The organism is Lacibacter luteus (genome assembly GCF_004118265.1).
Lineage (GTDB): Bacteria > Bacteroidota > Bacteroidia > Chitinophagales > Chitinophagaceae > Lacibacter > Lacibacter luteus.
In genome coordinates this window covers 137,800-163,045 of the sequence record NZ_SDHW01000002.1, presented here as the reverse complement: position 1 = coordinate 163,045, position 25,246 = coordinate 137,800, and the positions used below count along the sequence as shown (strand labels likewise).

The following is a 25,246-nucleotide window of genomic DNA, read 5'->3' as shown; positions in this document are numbered from 1 at the left end:
CTCCAACTATTATGAAGAAAATATTCTGCTTCTGTTTCTCTTTTTATGCATTGGTAACGCAAGCGCAGGTTGATGTTACCAATAACGGTACATTGTACATTACCGGAAGCAGCACCGATTCATTTACTGTAGTCGGCAATTTTACAAACAGTTCATCGGCTACGTTTACAAACAATGGTAAAGTGTATGCCAAACAGAATTTTACCAATAACCAAAGCGCATGGACAGTTGGAAGTGGTGAACTATTTTTAACCGGTACAGGAACACAATATATTAGTACAACAAGTAATTCGCCTTTTTATAAGCTAACGGTGAACAAAGCATCAGGGTTAGCGAATTTATCTTCTGCAGCAACTGTAAATCACACATTGAATTTAACATCAGGTAAATTGTCGATAGGCAACTATGATCTTACAATTGCCAACAGTGCTGCTATTATGGGAGCTGGAACAAACAATTATGTTGTTGCTGTGGGAACAGGTGTGTTGAAACAACAGGTGCAGGCGAGTGGGTCTACATTATTTCCTGTTGGTTTATCAAGTGTGTATACGCCGGTTACAATTTCACTATCGATGTTTTCAACAACCGATGTATTCAATGTTCGAATGTTACCTGCCGTTTACTCAAGCGGAACAAGTGGCAGTGTTATGAATTCAAATGTGGTGAATGCAACATGGATGGTTTCTGAAACAGTGAACGGAGGTTCTAATGCAACACTTACCTGTCAATGGCCCGCATCAATTGAGCTTACAGGTTTTAACAGGGTATTCAGCCGGCTTGCACATTATACTTCATCGGCATGGGATTATGGTTTGGTAAATATTATGGCATCAGGATCAAATCCATACACTGTTACACGGGCAGGATTTACAAGCTTCTCACCATTTACTGTAACCATGCAAATGGCCATTTTACCCGGAGGTTCAATTGAATTATCCGGACGTAATAATGGAGATGAAAATATTATTAATTGGTCCACTTCATCAGAAACAAACACTTCACATTTTTCTGTTGAAACATCTCTGAATGGAATTGATTTTACAGAAGCAGGTAAAATAATCGCTTCAGGATACAGCACTACTCTAAGAAACTATCAATTTGTTCACCAGAACATCAATAACCGATCTTACTATTACCGTATTAAACTCACAGATGCAGATGGAACTGCAACTTACTCAAAAATTATCCGTATAAATGTTACAGCATTAAAAACAGCATCACTATACCCGAACCCGGTAAAAGAGAAAACAACAATTAGTTTTTCATTAACGCAGGCTTCTGTTGTAACAATGCTTATCAGCAACACATCGGGAAGTATTGTGTACAATGCAAAGCAGTTGTATAACAAAGGCGATCATGCAGTTGCATTAAATCTTGCAGCATTACCTGCGGCAACATACATACTTCAATTAAAAGATGACAGCGGCGCTTTGCAAACAATAAGATTTATAAAAACCAACTAAGGCTACTTGCTTACCACTGATGATAGGTCCGTTGCAATGTGTAACGGGCTTTTTTATTTTCCGTTGAATTTGGCAGAACGTTTTTCTAAAAAAGCATTGATGCCTTCCTGGTAATCTTCTGTTGCTGCTGCTTTCTGCTGAAACTGATCTTCAAGTTGCAATTGTTCTTCCCAGGAATTAGTGAAGGAATAATTCAATACATGTTTTGTATAAGCCAAACCTTTTGTGGGCATAGCTGCTAATGTTTCTGCAATTTTTTTGCTCTCTTCTTCAAAGATGATATCGGGCATTACTTTATAGATCATGCCCATTTTCTCTGCATCCGTTGCGGCTACTTTATCACCCGTCATCATTAATGCACTTGCTTTTTGCCAACCAATTAAACGTGGTAAAGTAAATGTGCCGCCACTGTCGGGTATTAAACCAATTTTTGAAAATGCCTGTATGAACGATGCAGACTCTGCTGCCACAACAATATCACAACACAATGTAATGTTTGCACCTGCACCGGCAGCAACTCCATTCACGGCTGCCACAACGGGCTTGGGCAAATTGCGGATGCGTTTAACAATTGGATTGTAGTGCTCAGATAAGATTTGCGCCAGTTCAACTTTGTGTTCACCAACCAACTCTCCAATATCCTGCCCCGCACTGAATGCTTTTCCTGCGCCGGTAATGTACACACAACGCACTTCGTGGAGTGATGCACATTCATCAAGCTTGCTTTGCAACAGCAAAGCCATTTCACGGTTGAAGGAGTTGAATTTATCCGGGCGGTTGAGTGTAATGTATGCAACCGAATTTTTTATTTCGAATAAGATGGATGACATGTGCAACAGTTAAAGTGTGAGACAAAGTTAAACATCAAAGCTCTTGATGTTTTTGTGTTTCAGAAAATAATCGTTCACCATGTCATAATCATGCTTTGGTGCACCAATTCGATAGAGATAAATTGCATCGTTATTTTCTTTCACCATTTTCATGCAACGGTAATTGATATCATGCGCCGCAAAAAAATCTTCCAGGTCTTTTTTAAATGCATCGCTCGTATCACCAGTTCTTACCTTGTAATCTTTTACTTTATGTAAACGGTTGATGAAACGTTGCACAGGTTCCAGTACAAACAAAGCAACAACCACCATGCTGCCCACAACAAAAGCCAACGGATAATTATGATAACCAATAGCCATGCCCAATGCAGCAGTGATCCAGATGAGTGCTGCGGTTGTTAAACCATTTACCGAAATACCTTCTTTAAAAATGACGCCTGCACCGATAAAGCCAATGCCGGTTACAATATTACTGGCAATACGATCAGGACTTACGTTATTGCTTTCTTTGGAGAGAATGGTGTACAAACAGGAACCCACGCAAATAAAAATCATCGTTCGGAAACCCGCAGGCTTGCTTCTGAATTCACGTTCCAATCCAATAACGGCACCAATGATAAATGCAACGGACACCTGTGCCGCTTCTTCTAAGTAGATAGTAATATCCATAAGTTGTATCCTTTAAACAAAGAACAAGTTAGTAAATGTAAAACAACAACAAGCCAGGTATGCCATATTTCAAAACGCTGATGAATTTTATCAAACTGTTTTAAATATGGCATACCTAATGCACCTAAACAAAAAAGGCCATCAATACGATGGCCTTTGAATATGCAATTAGAAATGATTAAACATATTTTGTTACACCCGGCACCGCAACAGGATAATAACCATCATCGTTTGGAAGAATAGGAGGTGCTGCATCCCAATCATATTTCTTTGGTTGAAGATTTAGATTAGATGCTAAAATTTTATCCCACTCCAACATTTGTCCTGAGTATGTAGCCATACGACCCATGATAGCAGTAAGTGTACTCTTTGCACCAATTTCTGCATCAGCAAATTTGTATTCGCCTTTTGCAATAGCTGCAAACAATTCATCATGTTCGTTTTGGTAAGGATTGTTTTCGCCTTTCTTATCAAACTGGTAAACAGGTTTTCCTTTTGCATCAAGTATTGTTGCTGCATCACCAATGATACTTCCTTTTGTACCAATGATCAGTTCATCCACACGGCTCATTGTGCCCGGAATGTGACGACATTGACTGTTCAATACTGAACCATCAGCATAGGTAAACTCAACAAAGTGATGATCGAAAATTTCACCATGATCTTTTCCTTTACGCACTTGTCTTCCGCCCATCCCTTGTGCTTTCACAGGGAACCCACCTTTAAACCAGTTGATCACATCAATATTGTGAATGTGCTGCTCTACGATATGATCGCCGCAAAGCCAGTTGAAATAATACCAGTTACGCATCTGGTATTCCATTTCTGTTTGTCCGTATTTGCGTTTGTTCACCCATACGCCATCATTGTTCCACCATGCCTGAGCAGAAGTGATATCGCCAATTAAATTCTTGCGTTTGAATAATTCACGATAAGAGTTTTGATAGCGGCGTTGCAAACCAACAACCACATTTAATTTCTGCTGTTTTGCTTTTTCAGCAGCATCCAGCACACGACGGATACCAACAGGATCAGTTGCTACCGGTTTTTCCATGAACACATGCTTGCCTTTGTTCACTGCTTCTTCAAAATGAATTGGACGGAAACCCGGAGGTGTGGTTAAGATCACCACATCGGCCAAGGCAATTGCTTTTGCATATGCATCAAAGCCAACAAACTTGTTTTGTTCAGGCACATCAACTTTTGCTTTTACGGAAGAACCGGAGCCATCATCTCTCGTTAATGTTTTATAACAGTTGTCGATGCGGTCACGAAACGCATCGGCCATTGCAACCAGTTTTACATTTTGCTTGGTAAGCAGCGCCTGCATAGCAGCACCAGTGCCACGGCCACCGCAACCAACAAGTGCAACCTTAATGGTTTCATCGGCACCCGAAAAGAAATTAGCTTTTGACAAAAGCGGACTCATGATAAGACCGCCGGCAAGCAGCGAAGAGTTTTTTACAAACTCCCTGCGTGTTTTGTTATCGTTATTCATGTTGAAGGTTTAGATATTTACAGTTTATATTTTTATTTACCACGGAGACACAGGGGACACGGAGTCTTTGTCGTACCTCGTACTTCGTATTTTTTCCTTAGTCTTCCCCAAGATACTTTTGAAAAAAAGCTTCCGCTTCTTCTGCACTTGGTTGTTGTAACGGACGGATAATGCGGAAACCGATGAACGGTGCATCAGCATTCCACCATTTGCTTCTTGGGATCTGCGGATCACGACGGTTCCACACCGGATCAGATTTTAATCGGTTAGCACTACGCAAGTCTTTTGCTTCATCCTGGTAAGTTCCGCCTTTTACTGTACGTGGATAGCGGTTCGTTGGCTCAATCAAAGGATTCGTTGCTTTGTCGCCAATGGTTGTGAAATACGTATCAGTGTATTGATCAAGCACCCATTCGCCCACATTGCCCAGCATATCATACAAGCCCCAGGCATTTGGTTTTTTCTCACCCACTTTATGATAACGGTTTTCACTGTTTGTTTTAAACCATGCATAGTTACCTAACTCTTTTGCATCGCTGCCAAACGGGTAAACAGTTGTTGCTCCTGCACGGGCTGCATATTCCCACTCCGCTTCTGTTGGTAAACGAAAGAACACGCCTGTTTTTTTATACAGCCATTTGCAATACATGAGTGCACCATATTGCTGCATGCTGTTGGCAGGAAAGCCACCCGTCTTTCCCATACCCAATGTCATATCAATATAAGGAGGGCTTGGTCTTGTTACTGCATCCACACTTGTATTCTGGCTGATGGTTTCATCAAGAAAAAATGCATTGAACTCATCATAGGTTACTTCATAAGCACCCATCCAGAAAGCACCCACACTTACTTCACGCTGCGGTGTTTCATCGTTTTCTTTTTGTTTATCCTGATCGGGACTACCCATCATAAACTTACCGGACGGGATAGCAACCATTTTACTTTGCAACGAACTCCCGGGAATAGCTTGCAGATATGTACGGAATGATGTATCGGGTGTTTGTGCTGTGGCAATAGCAGCACAAACCACGCTTAAAAGCGACAGAAAATTTTTCTTGTTCATAATAGTGAGGATGGAAATTACTGAAACTAAGCGTATCACTTGTTAGTGAAATGTGAATGCCGGCATTTTTTTGTTGTGAAACCGTTTGCACAACTTAAAAATCGATTTCGTGATTATTGAACAGACTTATTAAATTGAGCATCCAAACAAAAATTATGCAACGCAGACAATTTCTTCAGCAATCGGTACTGGCCGGCGCAGCCGCAGTAACAGGAACAGCAGCAATGGCAGGAACAAACACAACGAAAACTTCTGCCGAACCTGTTTTTAAAATGAATTATGCCATTCATGATAACATGTTCCGTAACCACGCAGGCAATGATTTTATCGACCAGATAAAGTTTGCACATGGGCAGGGCTTTCGAGCAATTGAAGATAATGGCATGCGTGGAAGAGATAAGGCTTACCAGGAAAAGATTGGTGCTACGTTGAAAGAATTGGGTATGACGATGGGTGTGTTTGTGGCGCATGATATTGATTGGCAGAAACCATCGCTCACAACAAACGATAAAGCTATTCGTGAAAAGTTTTTAACGCAGATAAAAGAATCGGTTGATGTTGCTAAACGTTGCGGTGCCAAATGGATGGTAGTGGTGCCGGGTTTGATCAGTCATAACATGCACATTGCTTACCAGAAAGCGAATGTGTTGGAATCATTACGTCGTGCTGCAGATATCCTTGCCAAAGAAAATCTTACCCTTTTGCTCGAACCTTTGAACTTTCGTGATCATCCAAGCCAGGTATTGCCCGACATCCCAAACATTTATGAAATGGTGAAATCGGTAAACAGTCCCGGTTGTAAAATGCTGTTTGATGTGTATCATGTGCAGATCCATTCAGGCAATCTTATTCCGAATATTGATCTGTCGTGGGATGAAACAGTGTATGTGCAGTTGGGCGATAACCCCGGACGAAAAGAACCAACAACGGGTGAGATCAATTACAAAAACATTTTCAAACATCTTACAGGCAAAGGTTACAAAGGATTACTAGGGATGGAACATGGTAATTCTCAACCCGGCAAAGAAGGTGAAGTAGCGTTGATTAAAGCCTATCGTGAAGTAGATAGTTTTTGATTGTAGATTTTAGATGTATGATTTCGGATTTGGTTTAAAATCATACATCCTAAATCCTACATCAGAAATCTTTAGTGGCATTTAAAATAATCGAACGGCTCTTTGCAATCATCGCATTGATATAATGCTTTGCAGGCCGTAGAACCAAATTCGCTGATGCGGTGAGTGTGATACGAATTGCAGTGCGGGCATTGCACTGCTTCGTTCGACGCAAACAATTGATCACTACAAACCTGTTGCTTAGGATTAGGTGGAGCAATACCGTATTGTTTCAGTTTTTCTTTTCCGGTTTCCGTCATCCAATCAGTAGTCCATGCAGGTGAAAGAACAGAAACAACTTTCACTTGCTTATACCCTTGCTCTGCCAAAGCAAGTTTAATGTTCATGGCAATCATATCCATTGCTGGACAACCGGTGTAGGTAGGAGTGATGATAACTTCCAGGTGATCGTCATGAATTTTTACATCTCTTACAATTCCTAAATCAATTACTGTTAATACAGGAACTTCCGGATCAACTACTGTGCTTAGTATCGACCAGATTTTTTGTTCTGTGGCAGCAGTATCGATATGTAGTTGCTCATTGTTCATATTGCTTAATTATCCCTCCCCTTAGGGGATGGGGCTTACCACTTCGCTCCCGGATAAGTCCGTTGCAGGTATTGCAATTCAGTTAAGATATAACCAAGCTGTTCGGTATGTACACCTTGCTTACCACCTGTTTGCATAAATACATTTTGCGGTACAGGAAGTTTCGCTTCATCAAATACTGCAGTTACTTTTTCAGTCCATGTTTGTTTGATAGCAGCAAGATCAATGCCCATTGCTGTTTCATATTCTGCTGCTTCAAACAGTTCGCCGGTATAACGCCAAAGCTCATCAATGGCGTGTAACATGCGCTGTTGACTTTCATTTGTACCATCGCCCAAACGGATCACCCATTCGCTGCTCCAGCGAACATGATAAGTTGTTTCCTTACTAGCTTTTGTTGCGATAGCTGCTAATTGCTCATCACTGCTTTGCTGTAACTGTTGAAACAAGAGCAGTTGAAACTGACTGAAAAAATATTGACGTAAAATGGTTTGTCCCCAATCGCCGTTCTGCTGTTCTGCTAATAAAAGATTTTTAAACTCACGTTCAGTTCGTAAGTAAGCAAGCGAATCTTCTGTTGAACCATCATTCAGCAGTAATGCAGCGTATTGATAAAAATTTCTTGACTGTCCAAGCAGGTCTAATGAAATATTGGTGATGGCAATATCCTGTTCAAGTATTGGCCCATGTCCGCACCACTCACTGTTTCGTTGCGAAAGAATCAATGTCGTGTCAGCTAAATGAAGAGTATAGTCGATTAAAGAATTATCCATTAAAAATTATCTGTTGAACTTACATGTGTTTTACTTCGTCTGGTAGATCATAAAAAGTAGGATGGCGATACACTTTATCATTTGCAGGATCGTATAAACTTTCAGCTTCATCAGGGTTGCTGGCATGAATGTATTTGCTTTCAACCACCCAAATGCTTACACCTTCCATGCGTCGAGTGTAAACATCTCTTGCATTTTCAATGGCCATTTGTGCATCAACTGCTTTTAAACTGCCCACATGTTTATGATCAAGACCTTGTTTGCTGCGGATAAATACTTCCCACAAAGGCCAGGCCGTTGTATCGGATTGAGATTGATAATTACCACCTGCATTCGTATCAGGAATATCACCGTAATAAAATTTTCTTATCTGAAAGTTCATAATTGATTGTTGTAATTAAGCAGCTGCTAAATTCTCCTTTGCTGCTTTTGACTTTTGTTTCTCCGCATGTGCAGCGGCTGCTTCACGCACCCATGTTCCTTCTTCGTGTGCTTTGCGGCGTGCTTCCAAACGTTGTTTGTTACAAGGTCCATTTCCTTTCACCACATTCCAGAATTCATTCCAGTCAATTTCTCCAAAATCGTAATGACCACGTTGTTCGTTCCATTTCAAATGCGGATCAGGCAAAGTCATGCCTAATAATTTTATTTGCTCAACACACATATCAACAAACTGCTGGCGCAACTCATCATTGCTTTTGCGTTTGATCTTCCACTTCATACTCTGGTCGCTGTTGGTGCTTTCGCTGTCCTTTGGTCCAAACATCATTAAACTCGGCCACCACCAACGGTTGATGGCATCCTGGCACATCGCTTTTTGTTCAGCTGTTCCTTTTGATAAAACCAGCAACGATTCAAATCCTTGTCGCTGATGAAAACTTTCTTCTTTACAAATACGCACCATTGCTCTTGCATAAGGTCCGTAGCTGGTACGGCACAACATCACCTGGTTGAGAATGGCAGCGCCATCAACCAGCCAGCCAATGGCACCCATATCGGCCCATGTTAATGTGGGGTAATTAAAAATGGAAGAGTATTTGGCTTTGCCACTGTGCAGATCGTTAATCATTTCTTCCCTGCTCATGCCCAAAGTTTCAGCAGCACAATAGAGATACAAACCATGACCGGCTTCGTCCTGCACTTTTGCCATCAAAATAGCTTTACGTTTAAGCGATGGTGCACGGCTGATCCAGTTGCCTTCGGGCAACATCCCCACAATTTCGCTATGGGCATGCTGACTGATCTGCCGGAGATTGGTTTTACGATATGCCTCGGGCATCCAATCCTTTGGTTCAATCTTTACCTCATCGGTGATTTTTTGTTCAAACACCTGTTCAAAATCGTGTACAGACATAACAATCTACTTGATTCGCAAATGTAATCAAAACTAACACCTGTTTGGTGCGATGATCAGCCTTTATTTGTACAGATAATTCTCATGCAGGATGTGAGCGCTTACTTCACATCAAAATCAACCACCACTTTTTCAGATACCGGGTGGCTTTGACAGGTGAGGATATAACCCTGTTCAATTTCTTCGTGCTCCAATCCCCAATGAACATCCATTTTCACTTCACCTTCCAGAAGCTTTGCTTTACAGGTGCAGCACACCCCACCTTTACAAGCATAAGGCACGTCTGCTCCCTGCTGCATGGCTGCATCAAGAATGGTTGTATCGCTGTTGAGCGGAATACTTAATTCGAAAGTTCTTCCATCTAACTTAATGCTGATATTGCTTTTGACAGCTTCTTCGCTTACAGCTTGCGGCTTGTGACTTACAGCTTTCTTCTGCCCGGGTGTAGTAAATAGTTCAAAGTGAATTTTCTTTTCAGAAACAGCGTTGCTTTCTAAAAAATCCCGAACAGTAAAGATCATGTCTTCAGGTCCGCAAATGAAAAACTCATCCGTTGCTTTTAAATCCAGCAACTTGTTGAAAAGAGCTTCACACTTTTCGGTTGTTATTCTTCCAAAATTCAGATCAGCATCTGTTTTTTCCCTGCTGAGAATGTGAATGAGATTGAAACGATCGATGTACTTATTTTTCATCGCCTCCAGCTCTTCAAAGAAAATTATGGAAGAACGGTTTCGGTTGCCATACACAAGTGTAAACGAACTCTGCAGTTCAACAGCTAAAGTAGTTTTGATAATAGAAAGAAGAGGAGTAACACCACTACCGGCAGCAAAAGCAACATAATGCTTTTTGTTTGCGGCATCAAGATTTGTATTAAAACGACCAATAGGGGGCATTACATCGAGCACGTCGCCAACTTTCAGATGCTCATTGGCAAAAATTGAAAAGGCGCCACCTGCTACTTTTTTTACGGCAACCCTTAACTGTTGTTCCAGCGGGCTGCTGCAAATAGAATAGGTACGACGAACTTCTTCACCATTAATGATGGTGCGCATGGTAAGACTTTGCCCTTGTGTAAATTGGAACGTTTCCTGTAATGCTTCCGGAATCCGGAACAGGATAGACACGCAATCGGCAGTTTCTTTTTTAACTTCTTTTACAGCAAGCGAATGAAAATGGATGGACATGAAGCAAACTTAACTACTTACTTCTTAAACCATCAATCATAATCATCACCATATTGTCTTCAAGCTCCGCTCCGCTTATTTTAGCAGTAGAACGATGCCAGCTTTCAATACCGGTTACAGAATGAAGCAGAATAACTACAGCAGTGGGAGCATCAATTTTTTTGATCTCACCTTTCTTAATACCATCTTCAATGATTGTAGCTAAACGTTTTCTGTAGTTGCGGCGCTGTGTGTGGAAGTTAGAACGGTAAGGTTCATCGAGGTGTTTCCACTCTCTGTCGCTCACCATTACTTCTTCGTAGTTATCAATCATCTGCTGAATATGAAAACGGAGTATTGTTTCGATCTTTTTGATCGGTGACAGTGTTCCGGTTTCAATTTCATCAAGATGAAGATTAAAACGATTGGCTACATTAAAACAAACAGATTCAAGAATCTCGTTCTTGGAACGAATGTGATTGTACAAGCTTGCGGCTTCAATACCAAGGTTCTCGGCCAGGTCTCGCATACTGGCTGCACCGAAACCTTTTTCCCTGAAGAGGGCTGCGCCGGCTTTTACAATGAGGTCTTTGCGGTTGCCATTCTTTGGCACTTTCAGTTTTCCCATGCCCAAATGTAATTTGTTTTAAGTAAAATACCGTCCTGCGGGTATTGAAAAGAAGTGTTGTTACGGATATTTTTGAGCTGTAAACATTGCATATATCATACTTGTTAAACGCAATGCAGTTTTACTCTTCGGGAGTTTGCAGCTTTTTGCAGGTATTTATATTTTGACCCAATTTAAAACTCATCACATGAAACAAAAACTCTTTTTCCTCGCTCTCATTTGCGGTGCGTTTATGGCACTTGCTCCCGCAACCGCCAAAGCTCAAAGTGATTATTATTATTACGAAAGCATTTCAAACCCAAGTAAAACCATCAACTTCCTTATTGGGGTGTATGTTACCAAGAACGAATACATTACCCGTGATGATGGTACCGGTTATACCAAGATCCGTATGGCCGTTATTAACCAGGAAGGGGCAGATTCGTTTAAATGGAGTGATTACAAGATCTACATCAAGCTCAAAAACAACGATCTGTTTTACAACTACACCACACAGGCAAAAGATGGCGACCTTGCCTGCAACTGGACTGTTGAAGCCGGTAAGAACCATATTCAATACGTCTGTTTCGATAAGGCTTTCGACATTAACCAGATCGATATGATGTGGTTGGTAATGAGCGATAACAAATCGTTCGACCTGGTAAGAAGCGACAAATAATAAATCGGGTCAATTATACAGGCGTCATCGGAAACGATGGCGCTTTTTTTATGCGTAGTTATGTACCATAGGCCCGCAGCCATTACCTTTGCGCCGATTCGCATTAACGGATCATAACCCTAAAAAATTACTATGTCGTTAGTTGTTGTTGGTTCAATGGCATTTGATGCAATTGAAACCCCGTTCGGAAAAAGTGATAAAATTATTGGCGGAGCTGCTACCTATATTGCATGGAGCGCTTCGAACTTTGCAACTCCTATTAAGCAATTGAGTGTGGTAGGTGGCGATTTTCCTAAAGAAGAATTGCAAATGCTGGAAGCACGTGGAGTAGTAACCGATGGTGTGGAAATTAAAGAAAACGAAAAATCGTTTTTCTGGAGCGGCCGTTATCACCTCGATATGAACACCCGTGATACACTCGATACACAACTGAACGTACTGGCTAATTTTAATCCTGTTGTTCCGGATAGCTACCAGGATTGCGAATTCCTGATGCTGGGCAACCTGGTGCCTGCAGTGCAAAATGCAGTGATCGATCAGATGAAGCAGAAGCCCAAGCTGGTTGTACTTGATACTATGAACTTCTGGATGGAAACTGCTATGGCAGACCTTGAGAAAGTATTAAGTAAAGTAGATGTGTTGATGGTAAACGACAGCGAAGCCCGCCAGCTGAGTGCACAGTACTCGTTGGTGAAAGCGGCAAAAGTGATTATGAACATGGGGCCGAAATACCTGATTATTAAAAAAGGCGAGCATGGTGCATTGTTATTCCATAACGATGAAGTGTTTTTTGCTCCTGCATTACCGTTAGAAGATGTGTTTGACCCAACGGGTGCAGGCGATACATTTGCAGGTGGTTTTATTGGCCATATTGCTAAAACAAAAGACATCAGTTTCGAAAACATGAAGACGGCCATTATTGTGGGTAGTGCTATGGCCAGCTTCTGCGTAGAGAAATTTGGCACCACACGTTTAAAAGAAATCTCCAAAGCCGATATTGATGCACGCATTCAGCAGTTTGTACAACTGGTGAATTTTGATATTGAGTTGGTGTGAGGAAATGTTAAATAAAACGTTGAAAGCAGCAGCAATGCTGCTTTTTTTGTTTATTGTTGGTTCGTGCAACCAACATCTGCAATCTATTCCGATTAATGTCAGTTTTCAATTACATATTTCCGGGCATAGTATCGTTGTTTCTTTTTTCATGTAACAATGAAGAAAAGCCTTTAAGATTGACCTATATTGAAGGGAAAGATTCTCTGGTTCAATTAGTAAACGGGATGCCGCCAGCAGGTATACTAGAAGGAGGTAAGTTAAGCGTACAATTAATAACAACAGGATGTTTCGTTCCCGATGATGAGCCATTGGTTGTTGTATCCAGGATTAATAACGAATATCTGGCTTCCGTTTCTAGAAATGGCTCTGTTGTCTTATCGGAAAAAAGACTGGATTCATCGTTTACAATCGAAGTGAAAAAATTGATTGGTAACTGTAACAGGATTTTAAACAGCAAAAAGAAATTACCTGATTCATCTCGCATTAAACTTGAGTTTGCCAATCACCATAAGATAGTCATCAGCGACGGCTTGCGTATTATAGGAGTTCCATTAGATAAATCAATGCCGACTGATCCCTTTAGAGAATTTGTTGCAGCGATTTATTGGCATGGGCAAAAGAAGCCTTGGTAATTTCAAAAAGAAGCCCCGCAATTGCGGGGCTTCTTTTTAATGTATTTTTTTATTGTCCAATCAATATTGCTAATCCTTTTGCAACTGATGGAAAATTGCCAACAGCAGTAGCTGCACCGGTTGCAAGGTTAATGCTGTAAAGTTTGGTTGTAGAGCCAACTGTTAATAGAGCATAAGCTTTATTGTCGTTACCGGTAATGTCAAAACCATTGTTGCCATCTACATCAATACCTAGAGCACCAATTTCTGTCAGCGTGCCGCTGTTAGGCAGATCTTGTTTGTAGAGTTTATCGGTAGAAGGGTCGATGTTATACAGTAAAGTTGTAGTAGAGCCGGAATAATTGTTGGTATAAGCTGCGGCGGAAATTTGAGGAGCGCCTGGGTTGATATTCGCATCCGTTGCTGCTACTGCTCCGGTAGCCGGGTTTAAACGAAGATTCTGTCCACTATTGCTGATTACTCTTATACGATCAACAGTAGGGTTAAAATCGAAGCCAAAAGCAGAACCACCAATGGCTGGGGTAAATGCACCTGAGCCTACTAATGTAGCCGCACCGGTGGTTGTATTAATGGTATAAAGGCGGCTTGTACTTCCTAATGCAAACAATTGTCCGTCCACAGGGCGAATGTCGATTGCTTGAATATTTTCACCTGCCTGCAAACCCGTAATGGCAATGCTGGTTGTAGTGCCGGGCGTGCTTAGGTGGAAAGCCATGAGGTTGTTTGTACCGCCAATTGCATACGCATTGGGCGATTTTGGAGTGTCTTCTTTTTTCTTTTTACAGCCGGCAATAAAAGTGACAGACAAAAGTGCAGTAACTGCAATAGCAAGATGTTGTAACTGTAATTTCATGGTAATTGTTTTTCGAATTGATGCAATCCGGAGGTTGAGATGATAATAATAAACGAAATTAATTGTTTTGCGGTTTTTTAAATAGCGAGATATAACAATCGGTTGATACTAACTTATTTTGCAATGCTTTTACTTAAGGGATGAAAAACAAGCGAACAGTTATGTAGCCTCACCCGACCCGGAACTCCTTTGTATGCGTTGTAATCAATACACGTTTTAAACTGCGGTCGATAATTTCACCCATGCTTGTACATTTTTCAAAAATAGCATCGTCGTAATGCAGTGCAAGTTCATGACCTAACTGCTGAATTTTTTCGGGAGTAGAAACCTGGTCCTTCACCAATACATCACGCAGGTCTTTTAAACGGTAACGTTCTTCACGTATGCGGCGTGCAAGTACAGCTCTTTCTTCCTGCTGGTATTGTTGCACCACTTCACGGTTTAAATGTTTCTGCACCAACTCTACAAACGGATAATTTTCTTTGAAGAACTGCGGCAGGTAAATATTCTTACTGCCTTCGTAAAACTGCTGATCGAAATCAATTGTACGGATGAAAAATTTATAATCATCAAAATCGGGAGTAATGATGAACACAAAATTGTAAGCACGCATATCGCCCAGCAAACGCAAAAAACAACGCTCATTAAACTTCACAAACTCTTTTGCAACACGCTTCAGGTTATACTCCGGCCGTCGGGGAATTAATTTTAAAAACTGATCGCCCGGTATACCTGCAATATGTTCTTCCACCAATGTGCCGCCATCAACGAGGTAGTGCACAGGATTGGGCGAAAGCAATTGCTCCAGCTCCAAACCGTAAATGCGTGAAGCATCGGCTGTTTTAATGTAGAAATAATCGTACACATCGTTGTACTTGTTCACGATTTTAATGCGGTAAGGATGCGAGTTGCCAAACGTACAATAATCGATACGTTCGATGTACAGATGTTTTAGTGCTTTAAGATCGCCTGCTGCTTTAAGTTTTGCATACACGATTTTTAAATTGTCGTGCACACGTGTAATTTCCGATTGCGGGTAAATGACTGTTTCCCACAAGGTGTCTTTTCCAAACTTATCCAGCAATGGAATCGATTCCGCATAATACTTCAGGTCATCGTAAGAAACAGGCAGCTTCGATTCCTGGTGGTACAACCGCAGGTAATGATGCAAAGGATCGCTTACGGGATAGAATATTTTTTTGCGGCTGATCATACTGCTATACTTCGGGCTTCAAGGTAAAGAAACTTTGTTTGCCGCTGATTCTGCATTTATCTGATTGCTTTCATTTAAAATCTTCGGGCAAGTACAATTTGATTTTTAAACCGCTTTACTTTTCCCTGCAGGTTAAATATTTCGGTGAAAACAACATAAGGACCGAGTGGCAGCTTTTGAAACTTATCGTTTAGCCCGTCCCAACGGAAAGAACCCTGCTGACTGCAAATTGCATTACGTTGCAATGCTTTTACCGGTCGGCCAGCTGCATCAAAAACGGTAATATTCATTACATAACCTGTTTCGGAAAAACGATAGCTGATGGTTAACAAGTCATCTGTTCCATCATTATCCGGAGAAAAAACTTCAGGCGTTACTGTTATTTCGCCCTGCACTTGTACATCTAAGCGAAACTGGGAGTTCTGATAAGAAGGTGTGCCGTAGCCCACATCTTTTGCAGCACTGTGCCAGTTGTCTTTGTTTTGCGATGCTGCATTCGGATCAATACGTTCCAGTGCAACGCCTTCGTTGTTACTGATGAGTGCAAAATGCCAAGCGTCTTTGTAATGTACTTCATCAATTACTAAACCTCCGTTATCGGTTAGCACAACGGTTCCCTCATCATCGCTGTAAGAAGGCATGGATGCAATATTGATAAAGGCAGAGAGGTTTTTTGCAGTAAACTGTCGTTTAATGGTTGCATCATCTTCACTTAACACAAGATATTCGCCGGGGAATAGTAACTGATCCTGTGTAGTAATTGCTTTCATGTTGGCAATAGCTCCTGCGCTGCTGCGGTTAGCGATCAATACTGTTTTTAAGTTGATGAGTTTTGTGCTGCGGTTATACAACTCAACGTAATCGGTACCGTTTGCAGTTGGATTAAACAGAATTTCATTAATGACGATATCGTTGGCTGCAACAGCAGTACTTAATCCTGTCTTCGTTGTGTTGAATGCAGCAATACTGTTACCACTGCAATCACGCACATTGGTTGCGGTAACTGTATAAACCGTGTTTGCCTGCAATGTATTGGTAAAGGTTAACTGTACCGTATTAAACAAAGGAGCAATGCAAACAGCAGCGATTGCCGTACCTCCGCCATTTGATAGCGAATAATTCGCTGCTGTTGCTGCAGATAAACTGTCGAGCGGTTCGTCAAAATTTAAAACAACAGTACTGCCGGTTGCAAATGCACGCAACAGAGCCGGTGGTTGCTGATCGTTGTTGTTGCCATCAACCGAATTTTTAATGCCTGGTGTACCACCTCTCGCATCAATGCTTGCTTTCCAGTTGTTGCCGCCAGCGCAGGGGTTTTTTGTATCTACCATTTCAAGCGTCCAGCCACCATCGCTTTTAACAGCATTGTTAAACCAGCTGAGGTTATAGTCTACTGCATGTACAATTGCACCGGTGTTGTTGCGAATGAAAATTACTTCGCCTGCATTATCTAATGAAGGAAAACTTGTTACAGCAAAAGTGCGGCCGTACTGCTGCATGGTAGTTGCAGCTGTAGTGCCGCAAATAATTGCAATGCTGTCGGGTTGTAATAAAAAGTTGGGCAATGTTCCACTTACGCCACTGCCATCGCCAACACGCCAGTTTTGTAAATTGATGGCAACGCTTGTGGTGTTGCGTATTTCAATCCATTCGGCGTTAGGTAAACCAATTTGTGGTGAAGGGTCGCTCATAATTTCGCTGATGACAACCGAAAATCTGCTTTGTGCAAAGAGAAAATGGGGTTGTAATATCATCAACAAACAAACAATTGTTGTAAGAAAACAGCGATGAAGCATATCCTTAAAAATAACATTAATCAAACGATTGCGTAAAAACATATCATCAATTTTGCAAAAACAATTTGGTGAAACGCTTTGCTGCAATTAATTTTGGCGGGCAATGATGAATAAGAAACATACAAAACGCACTAAGAAACAGTTCCGCAAGGGAAGGTAGTCTTGTACGTTATGTGTTTAACATACTCAAAGGCCTTCCCTAACAGGAAGGCCTTATTTTTTGCCCCATTCCCGCCGAAGTTTAAATTCGGGGTTTAAATAAACCTAAAGGGGAGTAAGCATGAAATAAAAATTCAGGCCCCGTCTGACGCCCCCGTCTGACGGATCAATTAATAACAAAAAACAAATCTGTCAGACGGGGGCGTCAGACAGGAAAACAAACAAAATGAAAGTTGCAGTAGTTGGCGCCACAGGTCTTGTAGGTACCAAAATGTTACAGGTTTTAGCTGAGCGGAACTTCCCCGTTACCGAATTACTTCCCGTTGCAAGTGAACGTTCCGTTGGTAAAGACGTAGAATTTAAAGGGAAGAAATTTAAGGTAGTAAGCATGACCGATGCTATTGCTGCAAAACCAAACGTGGCAATCTTTAGTGCTGGTGGAGGCACATCAACCGAGTGGGCTCCCAAGTTTGCAGAAGCAGGCATTACTGTAATTGATAATTCCAGCGCATGGCGTATGGACCCAACAAAAAAATTAGTGGTGCCCGAAGTAAATGCTGATGTATTAACTGCAGAAGATAAAATTATTGCCAACCCTAACTGTTCAACAATTCAAATGGTGGTTGCATTGCAGCCTTTGCATAAAAAATACCAGATCAAACGTGTGGTGGTATCAACTTACCAAAGCGTTACCGGCACAGGTAAAAAAGCGGTTGATCAGTTGATGGGTGAAAGAGAAAAAGCTGTTGCAGGTAACAGTGATGAATACCCGATGGCGTATAAATATCAAATTGACTTGAATGTAATTCCACAGATCGACGTTTTCCTCGATAACGGTTATACCAAAGAGGAAATGAAAATGGTAAAAGAAACCTGCAAGATCATGGGTGATGATTCGATCCGTGTTACTGCAACAACAGTGCGTATTCCTGTAATGGGCGGCCACAGCGAAAGTGTAAACGTTGAATTTGCAAACGACTTCGATTTAAACGAAGTAAAAGCCCTTTTAAGCAGTGCACCGGGTGTTATTGTTGTAGATGATAATGCAAACCAGCTTTACCCAATGCCAATGGATGCACACGAAAAAGATGAAGTGTTTGTAGGTCGTCTCCGCCGTGATGATACACAGCCGAACACGCTCAATATGTGGATTGTAAGCGACAACCTGCGCAAAGGTGCTGCAACCAATGCTGTGCAGATTGCAGAATACCTGCAAGGCAAAGGTTTGTTGTAAGAATTAGTGTAGTAGAAAAACTTAGCAATAAAAAAGAGCGCTTCAATTGAAGTGCTCTTTTGTTTTATTAATGAGCGTTTATCAGTGTTGCCAACCTTTTAAAGGTTGGCAACGCTTTATTCGCCGGCATGCAAACCTTCGTTTAAGAATACTAGCAGCGGCTGCAATGTTTCAAAATTGGTGCATACTTTTTTCACTAAGTCTTTTGATGTTAGATCTGCATCTGAAAATTTTTGCATAGCGATCCAGCTTTTTAACTTGATGTATTCAATAGCTGGATTATCAACTTCATAACCTTTTGGTGGGCGGGTTAATTTTAAATCACCTTCAGTTGAAAGATCGCCAAATACTGCTTTAAACTTTTTGTTGTTGATGATTTTTTGAAACTCCTTCCAGTTGTAATCAATTTCCTGGCGTACATTTTTTAATACATTGGGTTCCGGAAAATATAAACCACCACCTCCAAACGAACCTCCCGGTTCGCAGTGAAAATAATACCCGGCTGTGATGGCTTTCTTACCGTCTTTATTCAGGTATGCACCCATGTTTGTTTTGTATGGGCTCTTGTCTTTACTGAAACGAACATCACGGTTAATGCGGAAGATGCAATCCTTTGCTGCAAGATGCGCAATGGAAGGATCTTTTTTCCCATGCTTTTCAATCACTGTATCAACAAAACCAATGAAGTCTGTTTTAGCAGCTTCATAAGTTTTGCGATTTGCATCGAACCAGGGTTTATTGTTGTTCTTTTTAAGTTCTTTTAAAAATTTAATGGTAGAGGTCTGAAGCATATTGGTGGATGGTGAGTGGTCAATAATATATTCCCGCTTACAGGCAAAGTTGAATGATGAAGAAAGCAATAAATGTACGCAAGTTACAAGGCGGTGAAAGCAAATAAAATCCGAAATCGTAAATCAAAAATCTGCAATCCTAAACCGCTCCCCAGTTTTCGCCACTGCGTATTCTGTACAGTGTCATTTCACTAACGCCGTATTTTTTTGCGAGCTGTTTATAAGTAACGCTGCGGTCGGGGTCCTGAATAATTTTTTTGATTGTTTTTACCTGAACAGGAGTAAGCTTCAATCCTTTTTGTGTAGAGCTGCGTTCCTTCTGCAATTTTTTATAAGCGATCTTTTGCGGACTTTTCTGTTGATGCGCTGCCATTTCCTCTACCGTTGCCCATTTAAGATTTGCAGCTTTGTTATCTGTTTTGTTATGGTTGATATGAATAACATACCTGCAACGGGGCGATGCTTTTTTACAAAACAGTTTTGCAACTTCACGGTGGAGATAAATGGTTCCCTTGTTATCGGCACGATGCAGGTTTAATGTGCGGTAGCCGGTGGTAAGCGATCCGTTCAACAATTTTCCATCTTCGGTTACATCAACGATAAAACTTACACAACGTCCGAGATTGGATACAGCATATTTTTTCCGCAACTGTTTCCAACCGGCAAATTGCAATTGTTTCCATTGTTCGCCGGGGATTTTCCTGATCATAAAAAAAGATTGGAGTTAATAAATATACAACTACAAAAGCTATACCTGCAAGTGAATCTGTATATTATTTTTTTAACAGCGCAATAAATTCTTCTTCAGTGATAATTTTTACCGTGCTTATTTTTTTTGCTTTCTCCAGTTTGCTGCCTGCATCTTCGCCCACAACTAAGTAATTCAATTTAGCACTAACGCCGCTTAAGATGCTGCCGCCATGTTCTTCGGCCATTTGTTCGGCCTGGCTACGCTTCAATGTTGGTAATGTTCCGGTAAATAAAAAGCTAACGCCGCTGAGATTGCCTTCGTGTTTACTTTCTTTTTGCTCATTGTTCAATTGCAGACCGAGTGTTTCAAGTTCTTTCAGCATCGCAATGTTTTCTTCGTTGCTGAAAAAATCGTGTATGCTTCCTGCTACACGTGGTCCGATATCTTCCAGCTGTTGCAATTCTTCCAACGATTTACCGGCAATGTCCAGTAAGTGCTTTGTTGCGTTTGCCAATGTTTTGGCTGTTGCTTCGCCTACAAAACGTATACCCAATGCATAGATTAATCGAAACAATGGTTGCTTTTTCGAATTTTCGAGAGCGATTTGTAAGTTATCTACACTCTTCGTTCCGTAGCCTTCCAGTTTTTTTATTTCATCAAACGGTAAACGGTATAAACCGGGAATGTCTTTCAAAAAATGCAGTTCATAAAACTTCCGCACATTGGCATCGCCCATGCCACGAATGTCCATAGCATCTTTACTGGTAAAATGGATAATGCGTTCAACAACCTGTGCTTCGCAATGATAGTTGTTGCAACGCCATACCGCTTCTTCTTCGGGCTTAACAAGCTTGCTTTTGCATACAGGACAATGTGTAGGGAAAATAATTTTCTCCTCGCTGCCATCTCTTAATTCGGCCATCGATTTTACAATGTAGGGGATCACATCGCCGGCACGTTCAACCAATACCGTATCGCCCAGCATCAGATCTTTTTCCGCAATAAAATCCTGGTTATGTAAAGAGATGCTCGTTACCGTTACACCGCCAATAGCAACAGGATCAATTTTGGCAACAGGTGTAACTGCACCTGTGCGGCCAACCTGGTATTCAACAGCACGTAATTTGCTGCTGCCTTGTCTTGCTTTGAATTTGTAGGCAATAGCCCAGCGTGGGTGGTGGCTCGTCATGCCCATTTTATCCTGCAACTGCAAGTCATTTACTTTAATAACCATGCCATCTATTTCGTACGGCAGATCATCACGCTTTTGTTCAAACTCGTTGCAATAATCTATTACCTCCTGTATGCCACTGCAAATCTTTTTTTCTTTTTCAGGACTGCGAAATCCTAACTCCCACATCATTTTTAGTGCACCGCTATGCGTTTGCAATTCTTCATGCTTTGCTGTTTCTGTTTCGTCGCTGTTCATGTATCCTACATGATATAGGAAAGCTTCAAGATTACGGCGTGCAACTTCTTTTGCATCTTTTATACGTAAGCTGCCACTGGCTGCATTACGTGGATTGGCAAGTGGCGGCAAATTTTCTTCCGCTAACTGATCGTTATAGGCTTTGAAACTTTTCTTGCTCATCAAGATTTCGCCACGTATTTCAATTTGCTTAATGCCGAAGTTTGAAAAGGCTGCTGATAACGGAATGGATCGGATCTGTTTGATGTTGGTTGTTATTTCTTCACCCTCTGTACCATCGCCTCTTGTAGCAGCACGTGCAAGCAAATCGTTTTCGTAAATAAGTGAAATGCTGGCGCCGTCGAATTTTGGTTCTACACAATACTCAATTGTATTAAAGCCACTTGCTTCTTTTGCTTTACGATCCCAATCAATAAGATCATCTGCATTGTACGAGTTTTCCAAACTCAACATCGGTACAAGATGCTGCACTTTTTTAAAATCGTTGCCCAAACCTTTTGCAACACGTTGTGTGGGCGAATCGGGTGTAATACTAGAAGGGTCGGCTGCTTCAATTTTTTCAAGCGCTTTGTATAACTGATCGTATTCGTAATCGCTGATGAACGGATCGTTCAACACATAGTATCTGTATTCGTGAAAACGCAACACATCTCTTAACTGTTCTGTTTTACCGGCATCAATACTATCTGTATTGAGCAGTTGTATAAGACCTGTGGTTAATTGCTGCAATTGTTTTGTGCTGTCGGAAGAATACATATGTGTTGAAATGAGGCAGTAAAAATACAAGCTGTAAGAACAAAACAAATTAAATTCACCACCAAATCATAGATTATGATCAGATCGTTTCTCTTGTTTGTGATTGCTGCATTGCTGGCAAGCTGTAACAGTAAAATAAAAATCGACAGCTTATTTGTAAACGGAACGGTGTACACTGTTGATTCATCGTTTTCCAAAGCCGAAGCTGTTGCAGTAAAAGACGGAAAAATTGTTGCTACAGGTACAACAGCCGAACTGCAGCAACAATATGATGCAAAAGAAACAGTTGATCTGCAGGGTAAATTCATGTATCCCGGTTTTATTGATGCGCATGCACATTTTTATCGCTATGGTTTGGGTTTGCAAACAGCCGATCTTACAGGTACAGTAAGTTGGGAAGATATTCTGCATCGCCTCAGTGAATTTAATAAAGGATTAGCGCCTGCAAAAGGTGATTGGATCATTGGCCGGGGATGGGATCAGAACGATTGGACAGTAAAAGAATTTCCAACAAATGAACAACTGAACAGATTGTTCCCTGATAATCCTGTGCTATTAACACGTGTGGACGGGCATGCAGCTGTTGTGAACGATCTTGCTTTGCAACTGGCAGGTATTACTGCCGAAACGAAATTAACCGGTGGCGATGTGTTTGTTGCAAATAGAAAACCGACGGGTGTGTTGATTGATAATGCGATTGATCTTGTTAGCACAAAAATTCCACCTGCAACAGCAATGCAGATAAAAGCGGCATTAATGGATGCTCAACGCAATTGTTTTGCGGCAGGCTTAACAACTATTGTTGATTGTGGCATTGATTATGATGATGTGTTGCAGATTGAAAAGGCACAGGCAAGCGGCGATTTAAAAATGCGGTTGTATGTAATGCTGAGTGATGCGAAGAAAAATTACGATGCTATTTTCAAACGTGGCAAAATAAAAACAGATCGGTTGAATGTTCGCAGCTTTAAAGTGTATGGCGATGGAGCATTAGGATCGAGAGGTGCCTGTTTGCTGGAGCCTTACAGCGATAAAGCAAAGCATTATGGTTTTCTGTTAAGCAGTCCCGAACATTTCGATTCAGTTGCAGCAGTGTTATACAAAAATCAATTTCAGATGTGTACGCATGCTATTGGCGATAGCGGCAACCGAACCATCTTAAATATTTACGGCAAATATTTACAAACAACCAACGATCTGCGTTGGCGTATAGAACATGCCCAGGTTGTAAACGAAAATGATTTTGCTTTGTTTGGCAAGTACAGTATTGTACCAAGTGTGCAACCAACACATGCCACCAGCGATATGTACTGGGCAGAACAACGACTCGGGCCTAAGCGGGTTAAAGGCGCTTATGCATTTAACGATCTGTTGAAACAAAACGGATGGATTCCGCTTGGTACTGATTTTCCTGTGGAAGATATTGATCCATTGAAAACTTTTTATGCTGCAGTGTTTCGCAAAGATACAAAGGGCTGGCCGGCGCAGGGCTATCAAACAGAAAATGCATTAACACGTGAAGCTACCTTGCGTGGCATGACCATCTGGGCCGCACGTTCGAACTTTGAAGAAAACGAAAAGGGTAGTATTGAAAACGGAAAGTTTGCTGACTTTGTTGTACTCGATACCGATTTAATGACTGCTTCATTTGAAGCGATCTTAAAAACAACTGTGTTGAAAACGATCAGTAATGGTGAAACTGTTTTTTCTAAAAAGAATTAAACTAAAAAATGAAAGCGTTCCAATTAGAGAGCGCTTTCTTTTTTATGCAGTTGCATACAATGCTTCGTTACGAAAAGCTCTTGGTGTAATGTGTTTCTTTTTTACAAACACACGGTTGAAGTAAGTAATGGATTCAAAACCGGCGCTGCGTGCAATACTGGAGATCTGCTTATCGGTTTCGAGTAATTGATAACAGGCGTAACCCAGCCGCAGATCGTTTACATAATCGGAAAAAGTTTTTCCTGTAGCCCGTTTAAAAAATTTACAAAAAGCACTGGGCGAAATATTAATAATGGAAGCAGCATCACTGATGGAAATTGGCTTTGAAAAATTCTGCTCAACATACGTACACACTTTGTTTATGCGGGGTTCGCTGCTCTTGGCCTGCGAAATATCATAATCGGCTGAAGCAAGTTTTCTTCCTTTTTGTTTTGATAACTGGTTAAGGAGGTTAATAACGCCGGTAATTTTTTCTATTCCTGTTTTGTTGGGCAAGGCAAGTATCTGCTCTTTAAATGGTGCACTGTTTTTAAAATGCAAACCAAGCCGGCAATTTTGCAGCAGCCGTTTTACATTTTCAAATTCGGGCAAACCGATCATGCTGTTAAACAGCCAGCCCGAAAACTGGATCACTACAAAATCGCAACTGTCGTGTCGTTCTTTTTTATCGGTTACCCAGGTATGCGGTAAATCCGGACCAATTAACACCAGGTCGCCGGCTTCAAATTCTTCGTAGCTGTCGCCTACGATCCGCTTACCTTCTACATTTATTTTGTACGTTAACTCATACTCCGGATGATGATGCCAGTAGAACTCAAGATAAGGAAGCGACATGTGGTAAGTAACCAAAACAGGCTTGTCATTTCCCGGAACAATCTTTTCGAGTTCTGCTTTCATGTGCTTAATCTGTTAATAAACGGCATTTGAAGATAACGTTTGTTGGCAATATAGTGTTAGAAAATGGAATTTTAGTTCAATTTAGGGCATCAACCTTCAATTAGTTTTGTGTTGTAATGATTGCATTGGCATACTCGTTAAAACGCACGATTAGCCCGGAATAGCAGCAGTAGTAAAGAGTCTTCGTTGCAATCACCCATCATCCATCAATTTTTCAGTAAACGTTTAAAAGCGGATTGAAGTAATAAGGAT

General features: G+C 41.2%; 24 protein-coding genes. 7 read left to right on the top strand and 17 right to left on the bottom strand.

Going from position 1 to position 25,246, the window contains the following annotated elements:
- Positions 1–11 precede the first annotated feature (11 nt).
- Complete coding sequence (locus ESA94_RS08275; RefSeq protein ID WP_129130416.1) at positions 12–1,463, top strand: T9SS type A sorting domain-containing protein; 1,452 nt, start codon at positions 12–14, stop codon at positions 1,461–1,463.
- A 53-nt stretch (positions 1,464–1,516) separates the two neighbouring features.
- On the opposite strand, the gene ESA94_RS08270 is transcribed toward ESA94_RS08275, so the two are convergent.
- The 4 genes from ESA94_RS08270 to ESA94_RS08255 form a co-directional block, all read right to left on the bottom strand.
- Entirely contained in the window at positions 1,517–2,293 is a 777-nt protein-coding gene (locus ESA94_RS08270; protein ID WP_129130415.1) for an enoyl-CoA hydratase-related protein, read from the bottom strand.
- 27 nt (positions 2,294–2,320) lie between these two features.
- Positions 2,321–2,962: an MgtC/SapB family protein gene (locus tag ESA94_RS08265; RefSeq protein ID WP_129130414.1), complete on the bottom strand. Its 642-nt coding sequence runs from the start codon at positions 2,960–2,962 to the stop codon at positions 2,321–2,323.
- Between the two features lie 178 nt (positions 2,963–3,140).
- Positions 3,141–4,460: a Gfo/Idh/MocA family protein gene (locus ESA94_RS08260; RefSeq protein WP_129130413.1), complete on the bottom strand. Its 1,320-nt coding sequence runs from the start codon at positions 4,458–4,460 to the stop codon at positions 3,141–3,143.
- Between the two features lie 97 nt (positions 4,461–4,557).
- A complete protein-coding gene (locus ESA94_RS08255; RefSeq protein ID WP_129130412.1) occupies positions 4,558–5,523 on the bottom strand; it encodes a formylglycine-generating enzyme family protein in 966 nt (321 codons plus the stop codon).
- A 155-nt stretch (positions 5,524–5,678) separates the two neighbouring features.
- Between ESA94_RS08255 and ESA94_RS08250 the strand changes: the two genes are divergently transcribed.
- Positions 5,679–6,599 carry a hydroxypyruvate isomerase family protein gene (locus ESA94_RS08250; protein WP_129130411.1) on the top strand — a complete coding sequence of 307 codons (921 nt, stop codon included), beginning with the start codon at positions 5,679–5,681 and terminating at the stop codon, positions 6,597–6,599.
- Between the two features lie 71 nt (positions 6,600–6,670).
- Here ESA94_RS08250 and paaD read toward each other — a convergent pair whose 3' ends face one another.
- The 6 genes from paaD to ESA94_RS08220 form a co-directional block, all read right to left on the bottom strand.
- A complete protein-coding gene (paaD, locus tag ESA94_RS08245) occupies positions 6,671–7,189 on the bottom strand; it encodes a 1,2-phenylacetyl-CoA epoxidase subunit PaaD (RefSeq protein WP_129130410.1) in 519 nt (172 codons plus the stop codon).
- A 35-nt stretch (positions 7,190–7,224) separates the two neighbouring features.
- A complete protein-coding gene (paaC, locus tag ESA94_RS08240) occupies positions 7,225–7,962 on the bottom strand; it encodes a 1,2-phenylacetyl-CoA epoxidase subunit PaaC (protein ID WP_129130409.1) in 738 nt (245 codons plus the stop codon).
- 19 nt (positions 7,963–7,981) lie between these two features.
- On the bottom strand, positions 7,982–8,344 hold the full coding sequence (gene paaB / locus ESA94_RS08235; protein WP_129130408.1) for a 1,2-phenylacetyl-CoA epoxidase subunit PaaB: 363 nt from the start codon (positions 8,342–8,344) through the stop codon (positions 7,982–7,984).
- A gap of 15 nt (positions 8,345–8,359) precedes the next feature.
- The gene (gene paaA, locus ESA94_RS08230; protein WP_129130407.1) at positions 8,360–9,316 is read right to left on the bottom strand and encodes a 1,2-phenylacetyl-CoA epoxidase subunit PaaA; all 957 of its coding nucleotides are present in this window, start codon (positions 9,314–9,316) and stop codon (positions 8,360–8,362) included.
- A 101-nt stretch (positions 9,317–9,417) separates the two neighbouring features.
- Positions 9,418–10,500: a 1,2-phenylacetyl-CoA epoxidase subunit PaaE gene (gene paaE, locus ESA94_RS08225; RefSeq protein WP_129130406.1), complete on the bottom strand. Its 1,083-nt coding sequence runs from the start codon at positions 10,498–10,500 to the stop codon at positions 9,418–9,420.
- 13 nt (positions 10,501–10,513) lie between these two features.
- Positions 10,514–11,107 (bottom strand): TetR/AcrR family transcriptional regulator, encoded by a 594-nt coding sequence (locus tag ESA94_RS08220; protein ID WP_129130405.1) that lies wholly within the window; start codon positions 11,105–11,107, stop codon positions 10,514–10,516.
- 187 nt (positions 11,108–11,294) lie between these two features.
- On the opposite strand from ESA94_RS08220, the gene ESA94_RS08215 reads away from it, so the two are divergent.
- The 3 genes from ESA94_RS08215 to ESA94_RS08205 all read left to right on the top strand — a co-directional run bounded on the left by ESA94_RS08215 (position 11,295) and on the right by ESA94_RS08205 (position 13,453).
- Positions 11,295–11,765, top strand: coding sequence for a hypothetical protein (locus ESA94_RS08215; RefSeq protein WP_129130404.1), 471 nt, complete (start codon positions 11,295–11,297; stop codon positions 11,763–11,765).
- A 132-nt stretch (positions 11,766–11,897) separates the two neighbouring features.
- On the top strand, positions 11,898–12,821 hold the full coding sequence (locus ESA94_RS08210) for a PfkB family carbohydrate kinase (protein ID WP_129130403.1): 924 nt from the start codon (positions 11,898–11,900) through the stop codon (positions 12,819–12,821).
- 176 nt (positions 12,822–12,997) lie between these two features.
- Positions 12,998–13,453, top strand: a complete 456-nt coding sequence (locus tag ESA94_RS08205) for a hypothetical protein (RefSeq protein WP_129130402.1) — start codon at positions 12,998–13,000, stop codon at positions 13,451–13,453.
- Between the two features lie 49 nt (positions 13,454–13,502).
- Here ESA94_RS08205 and ESA94_RS08200 read toward each other — a convergent pair whose 3' ends face one another.
- From ESA94_RS08200 to ESA94_RS08190, 3 genes are all read right to left on the bottom strand, one after another.
- Positions 13,503–14,306 (bottom strand): DUF4394 domain-containing protein, encoded by an 804-nt coding sequence (locus ESA94_RS08200; RefSeq protein WP_129130401.1) that lies wholly within the window; start codon positions 14,304–14,306, stop codon positions 13,503–13,505.
- A 169-nt stretch (positions 14,307–14,475) separates the two neighbouring features.
- Complete coding sequence (locus ESA94_RS08195) at positions 14,476–15,519, bottom strand: hypothetical protein (RefSeq protein ID WP_129130400.1); 1,044 nt, start codon at positions 15,517–15,519, stop codon at positions 14,476–14,478.
- Positions 15,520–15,593: 74 nt separating this feature from the next.
- Positions 15,594–17,273, bottom strand: coding sequence for a lamin tail domain-containing protein (locus ESA94_RS08190; protein ID WP_164972676.1), 1,680 nt, complete (start codon positions 17,271–17,273; stop codon positions 15,594–15,596).
- A gap of 427 nt (positions 17,274–17,700) precedes the next feature.
- Here ESA94_RS08190 and ESA94_RS08185 point away from each other — a divergent pair, with 427 nt between their 5' ends.
- Positions 17,701–18,708 carry an aspartate-semialdehyde dehydrogenase gene (locus tag ESA94_RS08185; RefSeq protein ID WP_129130398.1) on the top strand — a complete coding sequence of 336 codons (1,008 nt, stop codon included), beginning with the start codon at positions 17,701–17,703 and terminating at the stop codon, positions 18,706–18,708.
- Between the two features lie 116 nt (positions 18,709–18,824).
- On the opposite strand, the gene ESA94_RS08180 is transcribed toward ESA94_RS08185, so the two are convergent.
- The 3 genes from ESA94_RS08180 to ligA all read right to left on the bottom strand — a co-directional run bounded on the left by ESA94_RS08180 (position 18,825) and on the right by ligA (position 22,375).
- The gene (locus ESA94_RS08180; protein ID WP_129130397.1) at positions 18,825–19,499 is read right to left on the bottom strand and encodes a DUF2461 domain-containing protein; all 675 of its coding nucleotides are present in this window, start codon (positions 19,497–19,499) and stop codon (positions 18,825–18,827) included.
- A 139-nt stretch (positions 19,500–19,638) separates the two neighbouring features.
- Entirely contained in the window at positions 19,639–20,208 is a 570-nt protein-coding gene (locus ESA94_RS08175; RefSeq protein WP_129130396.1) for an NUMOD4 domain-containing protein, read from the bottom strand.
- Between the two features lie 64 nt (positions 20,209–20,272).
- Complete coding sequence (gene ligA / locus ESA94_RS08170; RefSeq protein ID WP_129130395.1) at positions 20,273–22,375, bottom strand: NAD-dependent DNA ligase LigA; 2,103 nt, start codon at positions 22,373–22,375, stop codon at positions 20,273–20,275.
- Between the two features lie 75 nt (positions 22,376–22,450).
- Between ligA and ESA94_RS08165 the strand changes: the two genes are divergently transcribed.
- Positions 22,451–24,097, top strand: a complete 1,647-nt coding sequence (locus ESA94_RS08165) for an amidohydrolase (RefSeq protein ID WP_240671014.1) — start codon at positions 22,451–22,453, stop codon at positions 24,095–24,097.
- A gap of 42 nt (positions 24,098–24,139) precedes the next feature.
- On the opposite strand, the gene ESA94_RS08160 is transcribed toward ESA94_RS08165, so the two are convergent.
- Positions 24,140–24,994: an AraC family transcriptional regulator gene (locus ESA94_RS08160; RefSeq protein WP_129130394.1), complete on the bottom strand. Its 855-nt coding sequence runs from the start codon at positions 24,992–24,994 to the stop codon at positions 24,140–24,142.
- Positions 24,995–25,246: the final 252 nt, after the last annotated feature.

Excerpts from the sequence above, each read along its gene's own strand:
- ESA94_RS08275 (WP_129130416.1), top strand. The coding sequence starts at position 12 with ATGAAGAAAATATTCTGCTTCTGTTTCTCTTTTTATGCATTGGTAACG.
- ESA94_RS08270 (WP_129130415.1), bottom strand. The coding sequence starts at position 2,293 with ATGTCATCCATCTTATTCGAAATAAAAAATTCGGTTGCATACATTACA.
- ESA94_RS08265 (WP_129130414.1), bottom strand. The coding sequence starts at position 2,962 with ATGGATATTACTATCTACTTAGAAGAAGCGGCACAGGTGTCCGTTGCA.
- ESA94_RS08260 (WP_129130413.1), bottom strand. The coding sequence starts at position 4,460 with ATGAATAACGATAACAAAACACGCAGGGAGTTTGTAAAAAACTCTTCG.
- ESA94_RS08255 (WP_129130412.1), bottom strand. The coding sequence starts at position 5,523 with ATGAACAAGAAAAATTTTCTGTCGCTTTTAAGCGTGGTTTGTGCTGCT.
- ESA94_RS08250 (WP_129130411.1), top strand. The coding sequence starts at position 5,679 with ATGCAACGCAGACAATTTCTTCAGCAATCGGTACTGGCCGGCGCAGCC.
- paaD (WP_129130410.1), bottom strand. The coding sequence starts at position 7,189 with ATGAACAATGAGCAACTACATATCGATACTGCTGCCACAGAACAAAAA.
- paaC (WP_129130409.1), bottom strand. The coding sequence starts at position 7,962 with ATGGATAATTCTTTAATCGACTATACTCTTCATTTAGCTGACACGACA.
- paaB (WP_129130408.1), bottom strand. The coding sequence starts at position 8,344 with ATGAACTTTCAGATAAGAAAATTTTATTACGGTGATATTCCTGATACG.
- paaA (WP_129130407.1), bottom strand. The coding sequence starts at position 9,316 with ATGTCTGTACACGATTTTGAACAGGTGTTTGAACAAAAAATCACCGAT.
- paaE (WP_129130406.1), bottom strand. The coding sequence starts at position 10,500 with ATGTCCATCCATTTTCATTCGCTTGCTGTAAAAGAAGTTAAAAAAGAA.
- ESA94_RS08220 (WP_129130405.1), bottom strand. The coding sequence starts at position 11,107 with ATGGGAAAACTGAAAGTGCCAAAGAATGGCAACCGCAAAGACCTCATT.
- ESA94_RS08215 (WP_129130404.1), top strand. The coding sequence starts at position 11,295 with ATGAAACAAAAACTCTTTTTCCTCGCTCTCATTTGCGGTGCGTTTATG.
- ESA94_RS08210 (WP_129130403.1), top strand. The coding sequence starts at position 11,898 with ATGTCGTTAGTTGTTGTTGGTTCAATGGCATTTGATGCAATTGAAACC.
- ESA94_RS08200 (WP_129130401.1), bottom strand. The coding sequence starts at position 14,306 with ATGAAATTACAGTTACAACATCTTGCTATTGCAGTTACTGCACTTTTG.
- ESA94_RS08195 (WP_129130400.1), bottom strand. The coding sequence starts at position 15,519 with ATGATCAGCCGCAAAAAAATATTCTATCCCGTAAGCGATCCTTTGCAT.
- ESA94_RS08190 (WP_164972676.1), bottom strand. The coding sequence starts at position 17,273 with ATGATATTACAACCCCATTTTCTCTTTGCACAAAGCAGATTTTCGGTT.
- ESA94_RS08185 (WP_129130398.1), top strand. The coding sequence starts at position 17,701 with ATGAAAGTTGCAGTAGTTGGCGCCACAGGTCTTGTAGGTACCAAAATG.
- ESA94_RS08180 (WP_129130397.1), bottom strand. The coding sequence starts at position 19,499 with ATGCTTCAGACCTCTACCATTAAATTTTTAAAAGAACTTAAAAAGAAC.
- ESA94_RS08175 (WP_129130396.1), bottom strand. The coding sequence starts at position 20,208 with ATGATCAGGAAAATCCCCGGCGAACAATGGAAACAATTGCAATTTGCC.
- ligA (WP_129130395.1), bottom strand. The coding sequence starts at position 22,375 with ATGTATTCTTCCGACAGCACAAAACAATTGCAGCAATTAACCACAGGT.
- ESA94_RS08165 (WP_240671014.1), top strand. The coding sequence starts at position 22,451 with ATGATCAGATCGTTTCTCTTGTTTGTGATTGCTGCATTGCTGGCAAGC.
- ESA94_RS08160 (WP_129130394.1), bottom strand. The coding sequence starts at position 24,994 with ATGAAAGCAGAACTCGAAAAGATTGTTCCGGGAAATGACAAGCCTGTT.